We start from the raw sequence: 16840 nt of genomic DNA on the forward strand, positions 1-16840 counted from the left end.
TTATCAGCAGATGATGCAGTCACGTAGAGAATTATTATTTATTAACAAACGCTTAACTTAACAGTATTGTAGGATTCGATGATTCAATGCGGGCAGATTTGTTCGCAAACTCGCCTGATACCCCGGATCAAGTGTCGCCACCACAGCGCCAGAGCCCCGTGGCAAACGCTCCATCACCACACCCCAAGGATCCACAATCATACTATCTCCGTTCGTTTCCCGTCCATTGACATGGTACCCCCCCTGCCCGGGCGCTATCACATATGCCATATTTTCAACCGCACGTGCACGCACCAGGATCTCCCAATGCGCCTTGCCAGTAATTGCAGTAAATGCCGCAGGTGCCAGAATAATATCAACATTATTCATCATACGGAATAACTCGGGGAAGCGCAGATCGTAACATATCGACAATCCGATACGACCAAATGGAGAGTCTACAGTGACAACCTCGCTTCCAGCCTTAATGGTTCTTTCTTCAGCATAGCATTCATCACCTAGCCGCAATCCAAACAAATGAATTTTGTCATAACGCGCAACTTGTTCTCCGTTGTCCGCATATACCAAACAACTATTATAAATTTTATCCGATTCGGACGAAGCTAATGGCACCGATCCGCCCACCAGCCATATCCCCAGGCGTTTTGCTGTATCACTGAGAAATTTCTGTATTTGCCCGTCACCCGGTTGTTCCTGAACAGTCAGCTTATCCGTGTCTTTCATTCCCATGATGCAGAAATATTCAGGCAATACAACCAGTTCAGCTTTCTGAGAAACTGCATCTTCTATTAGGCGCGCTGCTTCCTCCAGATTTGCAGACACACTTGGGCCCGAAGCCATCTGAATGGCGGCAACACGAAAGCTTGCCCGTTTTTCATATTCAATCACCGGCTGATTATGTTTAGTGCTATCGTTCAACATTATTCCACTACTTTAATTTTCAAAATTTTGATAAGAAACCGCTTTGGTTTATTGATTATATACTGCAATTTATCAATATTATTATAAAGTTATGAAAAATCCCTATAAAAAACAGGAGATATATTCAATACCAAACCGGATTCTAGCATCTACGCCGACATCGTTCTATTTTGATTTACAATAAATCTGATGTCAGCAAGCGCTGCCTTTGCTATTCTATGAAATTGAATTAACTGTCGAGCGCTCAATGGTGCACACTACTGGTAACATGCCTGATTCGATTCTTGCCACTGTCTTGCCTTTCAGTCGCTATATGCAGCGCATATTGGACAGCGAACCTGCGCGAAAAATGGCACTGCTCAAAGAACTGCAATTGCCTTTCCGCAAAGCCGCCATGCAGGCATTTCTGAATTCTCAATCTGAACATATCACCACTGAAGAAATCCTACATAGCATGCTGCGCGACTTGCGCAAACAAGTCATGCTGCGATTAACCTTACGTGATATCAGTGGTCAGGCTGATTTATCGGAAGTCATGTCCAGCATGACCGAGCTCGCTGAAGTCACCATCAATTTTGCACTCAAGTACCATGAGAGCTGGTTAACACAATCCAATCGCTTTGGGTCACCCAGGGGAGAACATAGTAACACCACCCAACATATGCTAGTTGTAGCCATGGGCAAACTGGGCGGCGGCGAACTCAATGTCTCTTCCGACGTCGACTTGATCTTTGTATACCCGGAAGATGGCGAGACCGATGGCAAAAAATCTATTTCAAACCATGAATTTTTTGCCCGTCTCGGCCGCAAACTCATTGCCAGCCTGAACGATTACACGGTCGATGGCTATGTATTCCGTGTCGATATGCGCCTGCGTCCGCATGGAGAAAATAGTCCTTTGGCAATCAGTTTTCCCATGCTGGAAGAATATTTCATCAAACAGGGACGCGAATGGGAGCGTTATGCCTGGATCAAAGGTCGAGTCATCGCAGGACCGGGCGATGCCGAAACCGAATCGATTCTCATGGAAAAAATTGTCAGACCCTTTGTGTTCCGCAAATATCTGGATTTTGGTGCGTATGAATCGATGCGGCGCTTACATGCGCAATTACGCAAGGAAGTCGAACGCCGGGAGATGCACGACAACATCAAATTAGGTCCCGGCGGTATTCGTGAAATAGAATTTATTACGCAGGTTTTTCAGTTGATCCGCGGAGGTCGCGATGTCGATCTGTGTATTCGACCGACACTCAGCGTTCTAGAACGTTTACAAAAAAAACAACAGCTGCCGCAGCAAGCGGTTACGGACCTCACACAGGCCTATCACTTCCTGCGCAAACTGGAACACCGTCTGCAATATCTGGATGATCAGCAAACACAAACACTCCCTTTAAATCCAGCCGACCAAAGTCTGATCGCAACCGCGATGGACTTTCCAGATTACACAAGTTTTATGCAACAATTGGATGTACATCGCAAGAACGTAACACGTCAATTTGAGCTCATTTTTGCCACTCCCAGGAAATCACCCACCCACGACATGCTGGCTTATTTCTGGCAAGCTGAAACACAAGATATTTCACAGACAGAAGCAGCCGCCACACAGCTGAGCACCATGGGGTTTACCGAACCTGCAAAAATTTCAGAACGGTTACGGTTGTTTTATCACAGCACCGCCTATCACCAGCTACCCAAATCCAGTCAACAACAAATCAACACACTGGTTCCGATGATGGTCGAGGCTGTTGCTGAATTACCACCCGTTGAGACTACACTGGAACGCACGTTGCAGTTACTCGAAAAGATCAGTTCGCAGACCTCCTATCTGGCACTCTTGCTGGAGCACCCTCATACATTACAACGTGTTGCAGAGCTCGTCAGCGTCAGCCAGTGGGCTAGTGACTATCTGGGGCGACACCCTATTCTATTAGATGAATTATTGCGCCATGACGCACCGCACCCTGTCCCGGACTGGAATGCACTCAGCAATGAATTGGTCTATCAGTTGAATCATGTCGACAATCCCAAAAATGACGTGGTCGAATGGCAAATGGACGTTCTGCGGCACTTCCAGCACGCCCAAGTATTCCGCTTATTAGTCACCGATCTGGAAGGCTCGCTACTGCTCGAAACACTGAGCGATCACCTAACCGCACTGGCCGATCTGGTGCTGGATACCGTATTGAACCTCGCCTGGCTCGGCTTAAAAAAACGCCACTGCGAGAAACCCGCGTTTGCCATCATCGGTTATGGCAAACTGGGAGGAAAAGAGCTCGGTTATGCATCCGATCTCGATATGATTTTTGTATATGAAGATCATCATCCTGATGCTGCGGAGATTTACACCAAGCTCGGGCAAAGTATCAATGCATGGTTGACCCGCCACACTTCAGCAGGCTTATTGTACGAAACGGATTTGCGCCTGCGCCCCAATGGTGCCGCCGGTTTATTGGTCAGTTCGATGGAAGCTTTTGCGCAATATCAGCATGAACAAGCTTGGGTTTGGGAACATCAGGCATTAACTCGGGCGCGTTTCGTCGTGGGCGACAAACAAGTAGGAGAAGCTTTCGAAAACACCCGCAAAGAAATTTTGTGTAAGCCGCGCAATTTAATCGAGCTCAAACAAGAAATTTTAAAAATGCGTGAAAAGATGCTGGATATTCATCCTAACCCAACCAATTTATTTGATATCAAGCACGACCGTGGCGGTATAATTGATGTGGAATTCATTGTGCAATATCTGGTACTGGGCTACGCCAACCAATATCCACAATTAACCAGCAACATTGGCAACATTGCACTGCTAAAGCTGGCGGGTGAACTGGGACTCGTACCCGCTGAAGCCGCCACCAAAGCACGGACCGCCTACCGCGAATACCGTCGCCTGCAACACCGCCTAAGATTAGGCGGCGAGCCGGAATTGTCAGGCGCCACCGTTTCAAGAGACAAATCGCAAAAATTCGCACGTATCGCAGCCGACCGCTTGAGCAATGACCGCATGGCAGTATTGCAATTATGGGAAGAAGTTTTTCGGCTGTAGCCCTCGCAAAATTAATTTTTAAATATGCACCATGACATGCTAGAAGACCAGAGGACTCGATTTCTGTGATTATTGATCCATTCTGCGTGCTAAAACAACAGGCCAAACCCTGCTTCGGTCTATTCGTAGAACCACAAAGTAGGACATCTTGCGAAATAATGTAGGACAAATTGCAATATTGTACTAAATTTGTTTTGGATGTAACCGTTACCATCCCTGTTCTAGTAGAATTACTCAATAAGAAAAATTGGCACAATTCCTGCTGGCAACATCACACACACTTGATGTGTCCAACTTAACTTTAAGGAGAATCACTCATGCAAGCACAAAAAGGTTTTACGTTGATTGAATTAATGATCGTTGTCGCAATTATTGGTATTTTGGCTGCTGTGGCGGTACCTGCATATCAAAACTATACTTTGAAAGCGCGATTTAGCGAAGTTGTTGCCGCAGGTTCGCCTTATAAATTAGCATTAGAAGTATGCGCACAAGACGGACGTTGTAATGCTGGCGGCACCTTTACTGCAATATCTGTTGCATCTGGAGTACCAGATGCCGCAGCAATTACTGCTGGCATTCCTGGTATTTCATCTTCAACGGCAGCTTCTCCATTCGACCCAGCTGGAGTAACTTTAGCAATAGCAGGCGGCGTAGCTACATTAACCCTTGTTCCAAGAGCAGTTAGCGGAATAGTTGTTGGAGATACCTATGTCTTGACAGGTACACTTCAAGCAGACGGAAAAATTACATGGGCAAGAACTGGCGGTTGCACAACACGTGCTGCTGGTGCCATTTGCTAATATAAATCTTATTCTTTGTTCTATCTAGCACGTAGGTTGGACTGAACGAAGAGATGCCCAACACAAGCTCTGAACGTTGGGCTTCATTCCTCAACCCAACCTACATACTTAATGTTTTAACAAAAAACCGTCTCTAACCAAGGCGGTTTGCTATTTTGTTATGATTTGCGATTGCACACAGCCCACGTAGGGTGCAATAATCATCGGACATTTCAATCAATACGTTTTGATTGAAAGCATTGATAAACACCGAAACTACGCCTTCCATCGACAATTTCCGAAATGGGAACAATGGTATCGCCCCCCATCAGACCCGCTTCATTGCGCGCAAGATCCGCAAGTTCGCCGGTAACTTTCTCTGCATCACGGTCGAATATGATTTGATCGACAACTTTCGCATTCGCATTCCCCAACTTTTTGCAGGACTCGACTGCTTTGACCGATTGCACCAGGCGTACGCTCTCGCCTTTCGAAGTAACTTTAACCCACGTGCAGGAAGACAGTATTAAACTACCGCATATACATATGGCGATCAGGATTTTTTTCATTACCAAGCCTCATTACTAATCAAATTATCGATAAAATCATTGGTGTGTTCTATTTCTGATTCCGGGTTTTGCATTCAATGGTCATATGATATGCCAACGGGAACAGGATTTGAACAGGATGTTCACTGCTTGCACAAACACCAGCCAGCAATTGACTTAACCGGAGCAAACCGGTAAAAGCTTACTACGAGCCATGATAGAAATTGCATCATCAGCTCGGATCAGCTTCTGCTAGGCTAATGCCTTCACATTACTAACAATCCATGGCAAACCTTCCCCCAAGCCCCCAAACCCGCTGGCAAGCCGTCAAAATGGCAGCCCGGTTTATCTCACCCTACAAACGCCAAGTCATCTACAGCTTGTTGGCTTTGTTATTCACAGCGACAATCACGTTGTCAATCGGACAAGGTATCCGCTTGCTGATTGATCAAGGATTCGCGACACAATCGAAAGATCTGTTGAGTCAATATGTGGTGATATTTTTGCTGCTGGTGATTGCTCTAGCTATCGGCACGTTTACCCGCTATTACTGGGTTACGTGGTTGGGTGAGCGTGTCATTGCGGATATCCGCCGCACAGTATTCAACCATCTGATCCATTTGCATCCGGGCTTTTTCGAGGAAAACCGCAGTCTCGAAATTCAGTCGCGTCTGACCGCCGATATGACATTGCTGCAAACCGTGATCGGATCGTCCGTTTCATTCGCGCTACGCAACTTGATTATGATGCTGGGCGGCATTATCTGGTTATTCATCACCAATGCAAAACTGACCGCACTGGTAACGATTTGTGTGCCACTGGTGGTCATTCCCATTTTGATCTACGGTCGCCGGGTACGGCATCTGTCGCGACAAAGCCAGGACAGAATCGCTGCGGTAGGCGCGTATGTCGGCGAGGTACTCGGGCAAATTAAAACGGTACAAGCTTACAATCACCAATCCATCGACCAACGTATATTTCACGATCAAGTGGAAGAAGCTTTTGCGGTTGCCAAACAACGCACTACGCAGCGCGCACTACTCGTCACCATTGTCATCGTATTGGTGCTAGGTGCGGTAGGCCTGATGTTATGGGTGGGTGGCATTGATGTGATTGAAGGCCGCATCAGCGGTGGCGAATTGGCTGCTTTTATTTTCTATAGTGTCATTGTAGGTTCGGCTGTCGCTTCCATTTCGGAAGTTATCGGTGAGTTGCAACGTGCCGCCGGTGCCGCCGAACGGACGATGGAATTATTACGGGCTCCCAATCTGATCCAGTCCCCAGCAACGCCTCAACCATTGCCTAAAGTATCTGGCAATATCGAGATTGATCAATTGTGCTTCGCTTATCCTTCCCGCCCCGACGTGCTTGCCATCAATGAACTGACACTCACCATCCGGGCCGGCGAAACGCTGGCGCTGGTAGGTCCTTCCGGTGCCGGCAAATCAACGTTGTTTGATTTGCTGCTGCGCTTTTTTGATAGTCAATCCGGTTGCATCAAACTGGAAGGAATTGATATCCGACATCTGGATCTTTTTGCCTTACGCCGGTGCTTTGCGCTGGTGTCACAGAATCCGGTGCTGTTTTTTGGCACCATCAGTGACAATCTGCGCTATGCTCGCCCTGACGCCACCGATGCCGAAGTGGAAGCGGCTGCTGAGGCCGCTTACGCGCACGATTTCATCTGTAAGCTGCCGCAAGGTTATCAAACGCACTTAGGCGATTCAGGGTTAGGATTATCAGGTGGACAAAAGCAACGATTGACCATCGCACGCGCCCTGTTGGCCGATGCACCGATTCTGTTGTTGGATGAAGCAACCAGCGCATTGGACGCGCAAAGTGAACATTGGGTGCAACAAGCATTGCAGCGATTGATGCATAATCGCACGACATTGGTTATCGCCCATCGCCTGGCTACCGTACAATCCGCAGACCGGATTGCCGTGCTCGATCATGGCCATCTGGATGCACTGGGCACACATACCGAGTTACTGCAATCCAGTGCGCTGTATGCGCGCTTGGCTGCACTACAACTGCAACCGCAGTAGCAGCTGAATTTTATACCGATCGATCGGCTGCTTGACTATCCAATCCGGCACCAGCCGATTGAATCACCCTTGACAGCGTTTTGCGTGCGGCACGCATACCAACTCCCATCTGAAGCAGCGTATTCACATGGACTGAACGTTTAAGTAATAGCACGAGCAGGCACATTGAATTTACTCCTCCATCCGGATATACCGCACTGAGAAGTGCTTGCGGCGGGGAAAATTGAAGTGGATCGATAATAGCGCGTACAGCGATAAAAGGAATACCTGCTGCTGCAGCAACTTCAGCAATAGCGCCGCTCTCCATATCCACCGCACAAGCACCTGTTGCTTGCGCCAAGTGCCGTTTTGCTTGTATATCCGTCAATGGCACTGCGCTGTTCGCCAGTATGCCGTTGACCACGACGATATCGGCCGGAAGCATTTGTTGTAGTCGATTGCGCCATACCGTGGTGATGGAAAACTGTTCTCCGACATGGATAATATCCGGAAGAATCAGATCGCCCGGTTTCAAATTGGCATCCAATGCGCCGGCAACACCGAAACTCACCAATGCAGTAGCGCCATGCTGGCACAATCCCTCTGCCGCTGCCTGTGCTGCTTGTGCGCCCATGCCACTTAACCACAAAACCGCATGGTCGCTAACCTGCACCATTTCGTTGAATGGAATATGCGCTGATGAAACACAGCGGGCTTCAGCCCGCAACGCCGTCACCAGGCCGATTATATGCATATTGTCAGGAATTTGTCGGACTTGAGCAATCGTAACGAACCAGCAGGATAGCGAGGACAAATTTTCACGATTCTGAGGCGCATAGCATGACTATGCAACAAGGAATCGAGGAAATACGAACTGCTACTCCTACTGGTGCAGTAGATTAGTTTCAAGTTCGACAGACTCCAAAGTTCTGGTCAGCGCACGGTAACGCGCCAGCGCCCAGAGCGGGAAGAATTTTGAATAACCGTGATAACGCAGATAGAAAACGCGCGGAAAACCAGGTGCGGTAAACCAAGGGTCTTCCCACAAGTGGTCACTCGCTTGATTGCGCAGCAAGTAGCCGATACCTTTACGTACAGATTCACTATTGACTTCACCGGCCGCCATCAAGCCCAATACCGCCCACGCTGTTTGAAAGGCAGTACTGGTTTCAGCAAATTGTCCTGCCAGTTTGCTATCCAAATAGGAGTCGTTGGTTTCACCCCAACCACCATCCGCGCGCTGCACGGAATTTAACCATTTTACGGCACGGCGTACTGACGTATGTTGCATATCGAACTTGGCCAAGCGAAATGCTTCCAGCACAGACCATGTGCCATAGATATAATTGGTACCCCAGCGCCCGAACCAGGCGCCGTTTGATTCCTGTTCCCGTAACAAGTAACTGATACCACGCAGCACCGCATGCTGGTGATGCTGCTTACCATATTTTCCAAGAAAACCGACGCAACGCGCTGTTACATCGCTGGTAGGCGGATCGATCAATGCACCGTGATCGGCAAAAGGAATCTCATTCAGATAGTGATAGGTGTTATCGATGTCAAAGGCTGCAAAACCACCATTGCGCGATTGCATGCCGAACAACCAGTTGGCTGCGCGTTCTAGGGCCTTCTGGTAACGCTGCGAATCGCCTTGATCCAGTGCCCAGGCCACTGCAGCCGTATCGTCGAGATCTGGATAATGCGGGTTCGCATACTGAAAAGCCCAGCCACCACCCGGCAAATCCGGCCGTTTATCACGCCAATCGCCAGGTTCATCCAGAATCTGTTGTTCCACCAACCAATCCAGCGCTTGCAACACCGGTTTCTGATCCGTTGTTGGGTCTTCCTGTAATGCCAGACTTGTCAGCACCGTATCCCAGACAGGCGAGGTACAAGGCTGACACCAAACACGTTCTCCTTCATCGACCAGCAATCCGCGCAACGCGTTACGACATTGCACCCGGTTAGGGTGATCATAGGCATAGCCCAACAATGTCAATGCTTCATGCGCATTGACCATGGCGGGAAAAATAGCGCCAATGCCACATTCGCCATTCAGACGTTCGAGTGTCCAGCTTTCTGCGCGACGTATCGAATATTGACGCACCGATTGAGGCAACTTGGGCTCCACCCGCGACAATACACGTTCAACCAACATAAAAATGCGTTTAAGCAATGTCTCCGCTTGCGGAAAATAGTTTGTTTCCTCTTCCGGTGGAACAATAAACAATTCACGAATATTCACTTGACGCGGATTGATAGCACGTGCCCTCATCGTACACAAGATGGATAAAGGTACCATAACGGTTCGCGACCAGTAGGAAACCTTGCTGAGGTGGAAAGGAAACCAACGCGGCAGTAGTACCAGTTCCGAAGGCACAACAGGCACACCGCGCCACGGGATCTGATCATACATTGCCAGCAGCAAGCGCGTAAAAACGTTAGCTTTGGCCGCACCACCGCGTTCTAGAATAGCTTCTCGTGCGCGCACCATATGCGCTGCATCGGGAGAATCGCCCACCAGCTTCAGGGCATAATACGATTTAATGGTGCAACTGATATCAAATGCGCCGCCATAATATAACGGCCATCCGCCATGCGCCATGTCCTGTTTATCACGGATAAAACGCGCAATTTTATTCTCCAGAATGACATCGATTTCATCCATGAAGTGCATCATCAGAATATATTCTGCCGGGATGGTACAATCCGCTTCGAGTGGGAAACACCAGTGTCCATCTGGATTCCGCAAAGACAACATCGCCGTGCGAGCTTGGGAAAATTTCTTTTCCAGCTCGTCAGCATTGATTCTTTCACGACTCGAGTCGGCTGTTATATCCGCTAAAGGTGCTTCGTTCTCAAAAACGAAATCATTCCGTTGTTGCGATATGTTAGATTTTCTTTGAGATCCGTTCATATATTCCTAAGCGCTATGGCTGTTACAAATTTTCCAATAGGTATACATGCATATACCACCCAGTAGCTCTACTTTATTCACTTAAAGACTCTTATCATCTGTCAGTATCATTAACCTTGAGGCGTCTGACTATAAAACCCTATAACCAAGGCTAGTCAGTTTTTTTCTGTTTTTGCTTTTCCGAGTCTTTATCAAAAGGATTATCCTGAAAAGGCTCATAATAAAGGTCTAATGGCAGCTTGCCATCATGAACCAGAAATTCGCGCTGCTGTAATGATGCTTCACGCACAAATAAATAAGGATCCAACGCCGCTTCATCACGAATACGCATTGGACCGGATAAACGTGCGCGCTTGTCGACAGCACCGAGAATCGTCAAAGGTGCAGCAAATACCGAACCCACTGCAAGACCTGCGTAAAAAAGCACATTGGTAAAAATACTGACCGGAATACTTGAAACATCACGCTCACTACTCGGCCCCATGAACGGAATAAACAAATAAGAACCTGGGTCAACTCCCCATACGCCTAGTGTTTGACCGAAATCTTCATCATTCTTCTGTAAACCCATGTGAGTCGCCATATCAAAAAGCCCAAACATGCCGACTGATGAGTTAACAAAAAAACGTAGCGTATCTTGAAAACCTTGTTTTACCTTACCTTGCAAGAAGGAATTCAGAACGACATTGGGATACGACAGATTATCGTAGAAATTCCCTATAGATCGTTGCGCTGCATCGGGCACATAATCAATGTAAGCATTCACAACGGGCTCAAATACCGCCCGATCGACTCGATCGGTAATATCATAGGAAGCTCGATTGACTTTCTCATGCGGATCGACCGGATCTACGTCTTGATCACCACCCTTTGGGGTTGTTGCACAACCCTGTAAGATCACGACACACAAAAACACCGCGCTACTAACTAACTGCCTGATATTTACTACCGAATGTATATTCCTCAAAATTCAGGTGCTCTCATTCATTTGCTTGTAAAACATTCAGTTCTGAGAAAACATCATTATCACAAAACGTAACCATCAATCTTTACATTTATCTCACTAAAAGCAAGCAAAATACTCTGTCAATATTTGATTCGGCCGAAGTATACACTACTCCGTCAATCTCATGTTTTTCCAACTTGACAGAGATCATCTAAACTCCTTAAGAAATATAAGAAAATTGAAGGAAATAATGCCAACATCTCTTAACTTTCCCGCTCACCATGTACGATCTCTATCAGCTTTAGAGCTTGTAATTCCATCTCAAGAACGAAACCATCGACTTTCGCACGAAAATGGCGGTAGAAAATCATGCTGGGAATCGCCACCAGTATACCGAATGCCGCATTATACAAAGCCACAGAAATCCCGTAAGCAAGTTGTGCCGGATTACTACCCGTAGGAGAATTTGAACCAAAGATTTCAATCATGCCCACCAAGGTGCCAAACAATCCCATCAGTGGACTCAGCGCGGCAATCGTTCCTAGCGTGGTCAGATACCGGTTCAAATCATGTGCGACTACACGACCTGATTCTTCAATCGACTCCTTCATGACTTCCCGCGAGCTCTTAACATTTTTAAGCCCGGCAGCAAGCACTTCCCCTAATGGAGAATGCTGTTGCAAGCGCGCAATCATCTCAAGGTTTACACCATTTCTTTTATATTCATTTAATACTCTGGGCAATAATTCCTTAGGAGAAATGACACTTAAACGCAGTGTCCACATCCGTTCCACAATGATACCCATGGCAACAATAGAAGCAATAATGATTGGCCAGATCGGCCAGCCGGCCGCTTGAATCAAAGATAACACGCGATAAACTCCTCACTCATGATAGATCAGGTATTATTCTGCAATCTATGAATACCTGATGATTTGCTTATTTTATAACTAAGCGATTAATTTGGCATGTAATGTATCTTGATCGTGCACTTTCAGCAAGAAAACAGTGCTTTTTCTATCCACAATTTCTGTGAATAAGTTTGTGAATATATTACGGATAGCACTATTAAGTTAGCATATCCAAACAACTTTTTTAACTTGATTATTTATTAATCTATATATAGCTTTATTAGAAGAAACAGATAATTACAAGAAACCACACTTCTTACACACACTCTGACAATACACTACACACTTTCTACAAGACATGTGACATGTGGATTATCACATAACAGACGCAACCAAATGAATTTTCCTTCAATCATGCTCGGCAACGTTCATAAAGTACTGACGGTCAGTGAATTAAATCGCACTACCAAGCAATTTCTGGAACAGAGCATTCCATTATTGTGGGTTCAAGGTGAAATTTCCAATTTGAAGCGTTATCAATCGGGTCATTGGTACTTTTCCCTCAAGGACGCCGATGCGCAAGTTCGCTGTGTTTTATTCAGTCACAAGAATCAATATATTGACTGGCAACCTAAGGATGGCATGCAAGTGGAAGTACTTGCAATCGTCACACTATACGAACCGCGCGGTGATTTTCAGTTAAATGTTGAAACCATGCGACGCGCCGGACTCGGTGAATTATTCGAGGCCTTTGAAAAGCTTAAATCCAAATTGGAACAAGCCGGATTATTCAATTCCGCAAATAAAAAACCGTTACCCGCGTTTCCGAAACAAATCGGCATCATCACCTCCTCGGATACTGCAGCGCTACGAGACGTACTATCAACACTGCAACGCCGCATGCCAACATTGCCTGTTATTATCTACCCTACCCTGGTGCAAGGAAGAACAGCAGCCGGCAGTATCGCCGATGCGATTAAAATCGCATGCCAACGAGCGGAATGTGATGTACTGATATTGTGCCGAGGTGGCGGTAGTATTGAAGATTTATGGGCATTTAATGAAGAAATTGTAGCGCTTGCCATTGCCGCCAGCCCGATCCCCATCGTCAGCGGTATCGGCCATGAAACAGACTTCACCATCGCGGACTTTGTTGCGGATATGCGCGCGCCCACACCAACCGCAGCCGCTGAGCTCGCCAGCAGAGATCGAAAGGAACTGAGTCATCGCTTGAGCATGCTGCACCAGCGCATCTATCGCATCACCTTGCATCGTATTGAATACGCCATGCAACAAGTGGATATTCTGACGCATCGTTTAATTTACCCGGGCGATCGCATCAAACAGCAAACCTTGCATCTGGGGCATTTGCAGGACCAACTCATCAACACCTGGCGACATCAGATCGAAAAGAAACAGTGGAAATTACTCGAATTCAGTCAACGGCTGACGGCTGCAAGTCCCAATATTGTCCATTTGGTAGAGCAACAAAAAGAGCGGACTTCACGTTTCCACTCTGCCTATTCCCGTTATTTCGAAAAAATATCAGTTCGGCTGCAACATATGCAAGTACAGTTATCTCACCTGAATCCGCAATCGGTACTGGAACGCGGATATAGCATTACGTATTCCATGCAAAGTACCATCATCCGTGACAGCAAACAAATGAATCCCGGCGATAGGATTCAGGTAAAATTCGCGCACGGAATGTGCGAGGCGGATGTCACAAAGACCAAAAATTCCTGATACCTATACATAGTATCAGCGCTCATTCCATTTTATGCAAAACAACAACAAGGACAAAATCACCGATGCCAAAAACTTTCCTGATACTGGGCGCATTCAACACATTTTTATGCATCACACTAGGCGCGTTCGGCGCACACGGCCTGAAACGAGTATTATCAGCGGATATGCTTACGGTGTACCACACCGGCGTGCAATACCATTTTTATCACGCCTTCGGAATCATCATCATTGGCCTGCTATTACTGCACTTTCCCAAATCCCGCCTAATCCCGATATCCGGCTGGCTGATGATGGTCGGCATTATTTTATTCAGTTTCAGTCTTTACGTATTAAGCGTGACCGAAATGCGCGGGCTTGGCATGATCACGCCGTTTGGCGGCGTCTCATTCCTGACTGCTTGGGGATTGCTGATTTATGCCGTCTGGAAAGAAAAATAAAGGCACCGCCATCGCACTTATAGTGATTGTAAGTTATCCGTGGCAGATACATGCAGCAATTTTGCGGATAGATACTGGTTATCAGTCAGTCCTATGGCGCTCGTATCGGTGAACAAACATATGGGTAGAGCACTTCACCCAACAATGGCGACACTGAAATACCACCTGTTTGAATACAAACTAATAATCAGCAATATGAATAAAATATTTATTTAGATTTTTCTACTATTTTTCGATGGGAAGCGGCCATTTCCATGTTGCGCTCAGCCGATTTGGTATATTTTCTTAATAATGCTTCATGGTGCGACTCGAAATCCAGACCTTCCCGGCCATAGTATTCGCTGTGACTTTTATACTCTGCCAGCAGCTTTTTTTGCTCTTTTGCTTTTTCTTGCATTGCCTTGGCCTCATTCTCGTAATATACGGCTAATCCGATATGATCAAATTTAGTTTTGGCTTTGGCTTCAGCAATCTCGTTTACTTCTTCTGATTCTGCAGCGATGCAGACACTCGAAGCCATGAAAGTGAACATAATCAACATTGTGAAAAATAGCTTTGTTTGCATGGTGAATCTCCTTGATTAGATATAAATGCAAAAGGAATTCCAGTGCTATTACCAATATTCAGCCAGCTGAATTCGTTCATCATAGCAAATTGTGTAGAATCCACAAATGATTAATGGATAAACCAGATATCAATCAGACTCATGAGAAACACAAAATGAAATTATTATTCTTAATTATTCTGCTCAGTTGTATCGGTGTTCTAGGTTATGCGCAATATCTGCAGCACGTTCAAGGGCTGCTGCCCTGCCCACTTTGTGTAGCACAACGGGTCGCCTACTGGCTGTTGGGACTCACTGCATTCGTGGCATTTCTCCACAATCCCAAATACATTGGGCGCCGCTTCTACGGTTGCTTGCTGAGTGTTTTCGCATTCGCCGGGGCAATCATTGCTGCACGGCACGCTTGGTTGATACGTTTTCCGGAATCATTTGAGTGCGGTATCAGTCCGGAGGAAGCCTTTTTAAATGCCTTACCTATTGCCGGGTGGTGGCCTGGAATGTTTGAGGCCAATGGGGATTGCGCTAATATCGATTGGAAATTTTTATCACTAACGATTCCGGACTGGTCATTGGTGGCTTTTATTAGCCTTGGGAGCTTAGCGCTTTATCCATTATTGGCTAAGAAATAACCAAGAATAGCGAATTATCCTCTTGGATGGTGCGTAGCATGTAGTTGCTTCAGACGTTCACGTGCAATATGCGTGTAAATCTGCGTAGTCGAAATGTCGGCATGACCCAGTAACAGCTGCACCACGCGCAAATCAGCGCCGTGATTTAGCAGATGGGTGGCAAATGCATGACGTAGTGTATGTGGAGATAGCTGTTTGGTAATACCCACTATTTGTGCATAGCGTTTGATGAGATACCAGAATGCCTGACGTGTCATGGCCGCACCGCGTGCCGTCACAAATATGGTGTCGGTGACAATACCATTCAGAAGAGCAGGTCTAGCTTCCTTGGTATAGCGACTCAACCATTCGAGTGATTCTTCTCCAAGCGGTGCAAGACGTTCCTTCCTACCCTTCCCCATGACTCGCAGAACCCCCATGTCCATGCTGACTTGCGAATACTTTAGATTGATCAGTTCCGATACCCGCAGTCCACTGGCGTATAAAACTTCCACCATCGCACGATCACGCAAACCGAGCGGGTGCTTAAGATCAGGCACGCTCAGCAATAGTTCGACTTCTTTTTCTGTAAGACTCTGAGGTAAACTGCGTTGCAATTTAGGCGTTTCAATATTAAGACTGGGATCCGTCGCAATTTTGCCTTGGCGCAACAAAAAACGATAGAAACGTTTCAGACTGGATAGCTCCCGGCTGGTCGTACTGGCTTTAATCTTAGCGGAAACTCTGGACGCCAGAAACTCGAGCAAATCCGAATGCGTTGCATCCATCAGTACCCTATCTTCTTGATTTCTTCTTCTCAGCCATTCACTGAAAAGTCGTAAGTCATTGCGATAGCTATCCAGCGTGTTACGTGACAAGCCATCTTCCAACCATAAAGCGTCGGAAAACTCATCTAATAAATTTGCGTCTAAATCAAGCACTCTCATGGCGTAATAACCACCGTTTGATCTCTAAGGGATTTCCATCACTTGCATTCATAAAACCTCCTAATCCACCATTCTTAGCGATCACACGATGACAGGGTATGATGATCGGAATTCTATTGGCGCCGCATGCCCGACCTACTGCTCTGGGTGCGGAATGGAGCTGTGTCGCTATTTCCGCATAACTACTCGTTTTCCCGCTCGGAATAGTCTGTATGGCTTGCCACACCCGGCGTTGATGCGCTGTGCCGCCAATATGCAAACTTAAATCAAACCTAAAACTGGGTTCAGTTAAGTACGCTTGCAATTGCCTACAAACCTCTTTAGCCAGATAACTCTGTGGTGCCAAAGGCTGAGTATCCACAGACAAATACTCGATATCGGTCAACCAGTCCTCTTCAATAATAATCCCTAGCACAGCAAATGGGGCAGCCAGTTTTGCCTGATAGACTTTGATTGAATCAGTCACCTGTATATTTTTTAATCTACTCACTGCCGGCTTAAATCG

General features: G+C 46.6%; 15 protein-coding genes. 6 read left to right on the forward strand and 9 right to left on the reverse strand.

Annotated elements, in window-relative coordinates; all coding sequences use genetic code 11:
• Nucleotides 1-57: 57 nt before the first annotated feature.
• Nucleotides 58-921 carry a carbon-nitrogen hydrolase family protein gene (locus C8R34_RS09155; RefSeq protein ID WP_110340038.1) on the reverse strand — a complete coding sequence of 288 codons (864 nt, stop codon included), beginning with the start codon at nucleotides 919-921 and terminating at the stop codon, nucleotides 58-60.
• Nucleotides 922-1168: 247 nt separating this feature from the next.
• Here C8R34_RS09155 and glnE point away from each other — a divergent pair, with 247 nt between their 5' ends.
• Nucleotides 1169-3961 carry a bifunctional [glutamate--ammonia ligase]-adenylyl-L-tyrosine phosphorylase/[glutamate--ammonia-ligase] adenylyltransferase gene (gene glnE, locus C8R34_RS09160; protein WP_110340040.1) on the forward strand — a complete coding sequence of 931 codons (2793 nt, stop codon included), beginning with the start codon at nucleotides 1169-1171 and terminating at the stop codon, nucleotides 3959-3961.
• Between the two features lie 317 nt (nucleotides 3962-4278).
• Nucleotides 4279-4761 carry a prepilin-type N-terminal cleavage/methylation domain-containing protein gene (locus tag C8R34_RS09165; RefSeq protein WP_110340042.1) on the forward strand — a complete coding sequence of 161 codons (483 nt, stop codon included), beginning with the start codon at nucleotides 4279-4281 and terminating at the stop codon, nucleotides 4759-4761.
• A 212-nt stretch (nucleotides 4762-4973) separates the two neighbouring features.
• On the opposite strand, the gene C8R34_RS09170 is transcribed toward C8R34_RS09165, so the two are convergent.
• Complete coding sequence (locus C8R34_RS09170) at nucleotides 4974-5309, reverse strand: DUF4156 domain-containing protein (RefSeq protein WP_110340044.1); 336 nt, start codon at nucleotides 5307-5309, stop codon at nucleotides 4974-4976.
• Nucleotides 5310-5572: 263 nt separating this feature from the next.
• Between C8R34_RS09170 and C8R34_RS09175 the strand changes: the two genes are divergently transcribed.
• Nucleotides 5573-7336, forward strand: coding sequence for an ABC transporter transmembrane domain-containing protein (locus C8R34_RS09175; RefSeq protein ID WP_110340046.1), 1764 nt, complete (start codon nucleotides 5573-5575; stop codon nucleotides 7334-7336).
• A gap of 10 nt (nucleotides 7337-7346) precedes the next feature.
• Here C8R34_RS09175 and C8R34_RS09180 read toward each other — a convergent pair whose 3' ends face one another.
• The 4 genes from C8R34_RS09180 to C8R34_RS09195 all read right to left on the reverse strand — a co-directional run bounded on the left by C8R34_RS09180 (nucleotide 7347) and on the right by C8R34_RS09195 (nucleotide 12050).
• Nucleotides 7347-8069 carry a phosphorylase gene (locus tag C8R34_RS09180; protein WP_110340048.1) on the reverse strand — a complete coding sequence of 241 codons (723 nt, stop codon included), beginning with the start codon at nucleotides 8067-8069 and terminating at the stop codon, nucleotides 7347-7349.
• 129 nt (nucleotides 8070-8198) lie between these two features.
• The gene (shc, locus tag C8R34_RS09185; protein WP_110340050.1) at nucleotides 8199-10232 is read right to left on the reverse strand and encodes a squalene--hopene cyclase; all 2034 of its coding nucleotides are present in this window, start codon (nucleotides 10230-10232) and stop codon (nucleotides 8199-8201) included.
• A gap of 151 nt (nucleotides 10233-10383) precedes the next feature.
• Nucleotides 10384-11199 (reverse strand): VacJ family lipoprotein, encoded by an 816-nt coding sequence (locus C8R34_RS09190; protein ID WP_258364439.1) that lies wholly within the window; start codon nucleotides 11197-11199, stop codon nucleotides 10384-10386.
• A 242-nt stretch (nucleotides 11200-11441) separates the two neighbouring features.
• Nucleotides 11442-12050, reverse strand: a complete 609-nt coding sequence (locus C8R34_RS09195; RefSeq protein ID WP_110340054.1) for a MotA/TolQ/ExbB proton channel family protein — start codon at nucleotides 12048-12050, stop codon at nucleotides 11442-11444.
• 375 nt (nucleotides 12051-12425) lie between these two features.
• On the opposite strand from C8R34_RS09195, the gene xseA reads away from it, so the two are divergent.
• The gene (xseA, locus tag C8R34_RS09200) at nucleotides 12426-13775 is read left to right on the forward strand and encodes an exodeoxyribonuclease VII large subunit (protein WP_110340056.1); all 1350 of its coding nucleotides are present in this window, start codon (nucleotides 12426-12428) and stop codon (nucleotides 13773-13775) included.
• A gap of 65 nt (nucleotides 13776-13840) precedes the next feature.
• Nucleotides 13841-14215 (forward strand): DUF423 domain-containing protein, encoded by a 375-nt coding sequence (locus tag C8R34_RS09205; protein ID WP_110340058.1) that lies wholly within the window; start codon nucleotides 13841-13843, stop codon nucleotides 14213-14215.
• A 208-nt stretch (nucleotides 14216-14423) separates the two neighbouring features.
• On the opposite strand, the gene C8R34_RS09210 is transcribed toward C8R34_RS09205, so the two are convergent.
• Nucleotides 14424-14780, reverse strand: coding sequence for a hypothetical protein (locus C8R34_RS09210; RefSeq protein WP_110340059.1), 357 nt, complete (start codon nucleotides 14778-14780; stop codon nucleotides 14424-14426).
• Nucleotides 14781-14935: 155 nt separating this feature from the next.
• On the opposite strand from C8R34_RS09210, the gene C8R34_RS09215 reads away from it, so the two are divergent.
• A complete protein-coding gene (locus C8R34_RS09215; RefSeq protein WP_110340099.1) occupies nucleotides 14936-15409 on the forward strand; it encodes a disulfide bond formation protein B in 474 nt (157 codons plus the stop codon).
• A 14-nt stretch (nucleotides 15410-15423) separates the two neighbouring features.
• Here the strand turns inward: C8R34_RS09215 and xerD are convergent, their stop codons facing one another.
• Nucleotides 15424-16335, reverse strand: a complete 912-nt coding sequence (gene xerD, locus C8R34_RS09220) for a site-specific tyrosine recombinase XerD (RefSeq protein ID WP_110340061.1) — start codon at nucleotides 16333-16335, stop codon at nucleotides 15424-15426.
• The gene (locus tag C8R34_RS09225) at nucleotides 16322-16825 is read right to left on the reverse strand and encodes a methylated-DNA--[protein]-cysteine S-methyltransferase (protein ID WP_165872551.1); all 504 of its coding nucleotides are present in this window, start codon (nucleotides 16823-16825) and stop codon (nucleotides 16322-16324) included. Before C8R34_RS09225 ends, xerD begins: the two co-directional genes overlap by 14 nt.
• Between the last annotated feature and the right edge of the window lie 15 nt (nucleotides 16826-16840).

This window comes from Nitrosomonas sp. Nm84, assembly GCF_003201565.1.
Taxonomy (GTDB): domain Bacteria; phylum Pseudomonadota; class Gammaproteobacteria; order Burkholderiales; family Nitrosomonadaceae; genus Nitrosomonas.